Annotated in this window: 3 protein-coding genes and 1 pseudogene; 3 read left to right on the forward strand and 1 reads right to left on the reverse strand. The window is 67.1% G+C overall.

The features are described from left to right. From ACOADB_RS23700 to ACOADB_RS23710, 3 genes are all read left to right on the forward strand, one after another. Positions 1–843: branched-chain amino acid ABC transporter permease (locus tag ACOADB_RS23700; protein WP_378604545.1), on the forward strand; the 843-nt coding region annotated here is incomplete at its 5' end. Beyond that, on the forward strand, positions 840–1,967 hold the full coding sequence (locus ACOADB_RS23705; protein ID WP_378604548.1) for a branched-chain amino acid ABC transporter permease: 1,128 nt from the start codon (positions 840–842) through the stop codon (positions 1,965–1,967). The genes ACOADB_RS23700 and ACOADB_RS23705, both read left to right, overlap by 4 nt. Positions 1,968–2,019: 52 nt before the next feature. Beyond that, a complete protein-coding gene (locus ACOADB_RS23710) occupies positions 2,020–3,306 on the forward strand; it encodes an ABC transporter substrate-binding protein (RefSeq protein WP_378604551.1) in 1,287 nt (428 codons plus the stop codon). A gap of 105 nt (positions 3,307–3,411) precedes the next feature. Here ACOADB_RS23710 and ACOADB_RS23715 read toward each other — a convergent pair. Beyond that, a pseudogene (locus ACOADB_RS23715) lies at positions 3,412–3,660 on the reverse strand (NAD-dependent epimerase); the annotation flags it as partial.

Below are 3,660 nucleotides of genomic sequence, written 5' to 3' on the forward strand. Positions count from 1 at the left end.
TCGATCTACGCCCTGCTCGCCCTCGGCTTCGTGATCATCTACAAGTCGATGGGCGTGATCAGCTTCGCGCAGCCGTCGTTCCTGCTCGCCGGCACGGTGCTGGTGACCTACCTGTCGCCCGAGATCGGCTTCTTCGCCGCAGTGGTCGTCGGTGCGATCGCGATCGCTGCCGTCGCGCTCGTCGTCGAACGGATCGCGATCCGGCCGATGGTCGGCAAGGCCGTCTTCGTCATCGCCATCATCACGATCGGCATCGACATCATCGTGCGGATCGTGTCCGGCATGTTCGTCGGCTCGGACCAGCGCACGGTGGGCGATCCGTGGGGACTGGATGCCTGGGAGGTGGGCGGCGTCTACATCGAGCACCGCGACCTGGCTGCCTTCGCAGTGACGACGGTGCTCGTGCTGGCGCTGTTCGCGTTCTTCCGGTGGACGCCGATCGGCCTGGCCATGCGGGCCTCGGCCCTCGACCAGGAAGCCGCGATGGCGCAGGGTGTCAGCGTCGGCACCGTGTTCGCCGTGTCGTGGGGACTGGCCGGCGCGCTCGCCACCGTGGCCGGGGTCTTTGCCGCAGCCGGTCGCACGGTCGACCAGAACCACTGGCACATCGCGCTGCTCGCGTTGCCGGTGATCATCCTCGGCGGACTCGACTCGCTCGGCGGCGCAGTCCTGGGTGGCCTCGTCATCGGCGTCACGCAACAGATCGTGACGTCGTACCACCGCGACTGGTTCCCGGGCCTGGACACCAACATCGGCTCGATCACGCCCTACCTGGTGATGCTGATCGTGCTCCTCGTCAGGCCCTACGGGCTGTTCGGCACCAGAGAGGTTGAACGCGTATGACCTCCCTGACGAGCAAGTGGGGACGCCCCGAGCTCTACACCAGCTACCGCCAGGACATGGCGCTGCTCAACACGCGCTCGAAGGTGCTCGGCACGATCGCGGTGCTCGTGGTGGCCGCTCTGATGCCGATGCTGGTGTCCGACAACCTGCTGATCATCCTCGGCAGTGGCCTGGTGCTGGCGATCGGCGCCATCGGCCTCAACCTCGTGACCGGGTACGCCGGCCAGGTCTCCCTGGGGCATGCGTTCTTCGTCGGCATCGGCGCCTACGCCGCCGCCGTACTCTCCGGCGACCCCGACGGCCGCTACCTCGGCTTCGGTGTCGACTTCATGCCGTTGTGGCTGATCGGTGCGGGCCTGATCGCTGCGCTCGCCGGTGCGCTGGTCGCGCCCCTGGCCACGCGCCTGCGCGGGCTCTACCTCGCCGTCGTCACCCTCGGCCTGGTCTTCATCGGGCAGTACTTCTTCTTCGAGTGGAACGAGATGAGCGGCGGTCCGCAGGTCGGCCGCGAGGCCGCGAAGCCCGAGCTGTTCGGCATCCAGTTCACCGTCGACAACGGGTTCAAGGGCGGCTGGACCGAGGAGCAGAAGCTCTACTGGCTGTTCCTCGGAGTCCTCGTGGTGGCCGCCGTCCTGGCCCGCAACATCGCGCGCTCCCGGATCGGCCGCGCGTTCTCGGCGATCCGCGACCGCGACGTCGCCGCCGGCGTGATGGGCGTGAACCTCACCCGCTACAAGATCGTCGCGTTCACGATCTCGTCGTTCTACGCGGGTATCTGCGGGGCGCTGATGTTCTCGGCCAGCGGCCACTTCACGCCGGAGTCCTTCAGCCTGTTGATGTCGGTCCAGTTCATCGCGATCGTCCTGATCGGCGGCGTTGCCACGATCTCCGGAACGATCATGGGCGCGATGCTCATCGCGCTGCTGCCGCGCCTTGCGAGCGAGCTGCCCGCGTTCGTGCCGTTCCTGTCGAGCTCGGCCAGCGAGCACCCGAACATCTTCGAGTTCGAGCAGATCATGTACGGCGTCCTGATCGTCGCCTTCCTGCTCTTCGAGCCACGCGGTCTCTTCGGCATCTGGCATCGCGTGCGCACGTACTGGAAGAGCTTCCCCTTCTCTTATTGACCGCCCAACCGGGCTGCACCATCACAACAGCAGCACAACCACAGGAGGAACCGTGAACCGAAGGTCGAGATCACTGGGAGTCATTGCGACTGCCCTGACCGTCACCATGGCGATCGCGGGTTGCGGGCGCGACGACGACTCGAGCGGCGGTGCCGCGCCGGGCGTCACCGACGACGCGTGCCCGAACGCCATCGACAAGGACAAGGGCTGCATCTACCTCGGCACGGTCACCGACCTCACGGGCGTGTTCAAGGGCGTGGGCGAGCCGTTCACCGCTGGCCAGAAGACCTTCTGGGACGAGGTCAACAAGGCCGGTGGCATCGGTGACTACGAGGTCGACGTGACCACGTACGTCAAGGACAGCGGCTACGACCCGGAGAAGCATGCCGAGCTGTTCAACGAGATCAAGGACGACATCCTCGCCGTCACCCAGTCGCTGGGCACCGCACACACCAACGCGATCCTCGAGGACGCCACCAACGAGTCGATCCTGGTCGGTCCGGCGTCGCTCGGCTCGAACTGGATCTTCGACGACATCTCGCTGGAGGTCGGCTCCAGCTACTGCACCGAGGCGATGAACATCGTCGACTACGCCGCGGACCAGGGCGCGAAGTCGGTCGCCGTCGTGCACTTCCCCGGTGACTACGGCGACGACGCCATGGTGGGTGCCCGCATCGCCGCCAAGGAGCGCGGCCTCAAGTTCACCGACATCACGACCGGCACGGTCGACGGTGGTGACGACCAGTCCGCAGCGATCGGTGCCCTGCTCAAGGCCAAGCCCGACTACGTCGTGATCGCGACCAGCCCCAAGGAGATGGCCTCGGTCGTCGGTGGCAGCGCGGCGCAGAAGTTCACCGGCAAGTTCATCGGGTCCATCCCGAGCTGGAACTCCGCCGTGCTGGCGTCGCCGGCCGGACCGGCGATCACGGCGCTCTACCAGCAGGCCACCTCGTTCCCGGCCTGGGACGCGGACGTCCCCGGCATGGAGAAGATGCGGGCCGCCGCGGGCGACCAGGCGCCGAACGACTGGTACTCCATCGGCTACAGCAGCGGCTACGTGCTCAAGGCGGTCATCGAGAAGGCCATCGCCGACGACTCGCTCGACCGCGAAGGCATGGTCGACGCTGCCAACAGCCTGACCGGGATCGACAGCGAGGGCACGCTCCCGGAGGGGACGGCCAACTACGAAGGCGACCCGAACGAGGCCGCCGTCCGGGTGACGCAGCTGAACAAGGTCGACGAGGCCGCGTCGTCGAAGGTGTCCGTCGCAGTCGAGCCCTTCACGGGCAAGACGGCTGAGGCGTACGAGTTCACGGAACCCTGCTACCTGCAGAAGTAGCCGGCACCGTTCAATGACAACGGCCCGTCGATCTTCCGGATCGGCGGGCCGTTCGTCCGTCAGTACTCAATCGGTATTCGATCAGTGCTCAAGGATGCGGCCGGCTCAGGCTCCGCTCCGGGCGCGTTGGCGGAAGGACCGCATCCGGGCAACGTAGCGCCGGAGGTGGCGGGCGGGCACGGGGCGCGGCCAGTCGGTCGCACGGAACCATGCGTCAGACCCGCCGTCGACGAAGACGACGCTCCCGCAGAGGAAGTCCGCGGCGTCGGAGAGCATGAAGACCACCCAGGCGGCGAGCTGGTCGGCATCGCCGAAGCCGCCGATCGGCACCGGGAAGGCCTTGATCCGCCGTGC

This window comes from Nocardioides sp. CPCC 206348, from assembly GCF_048654705.1.
Lineage (GTDB): Bacteria > Actinomycetota > Actinomycetes > Propionibacteriales > Nocardioidaceae > Nocardioides.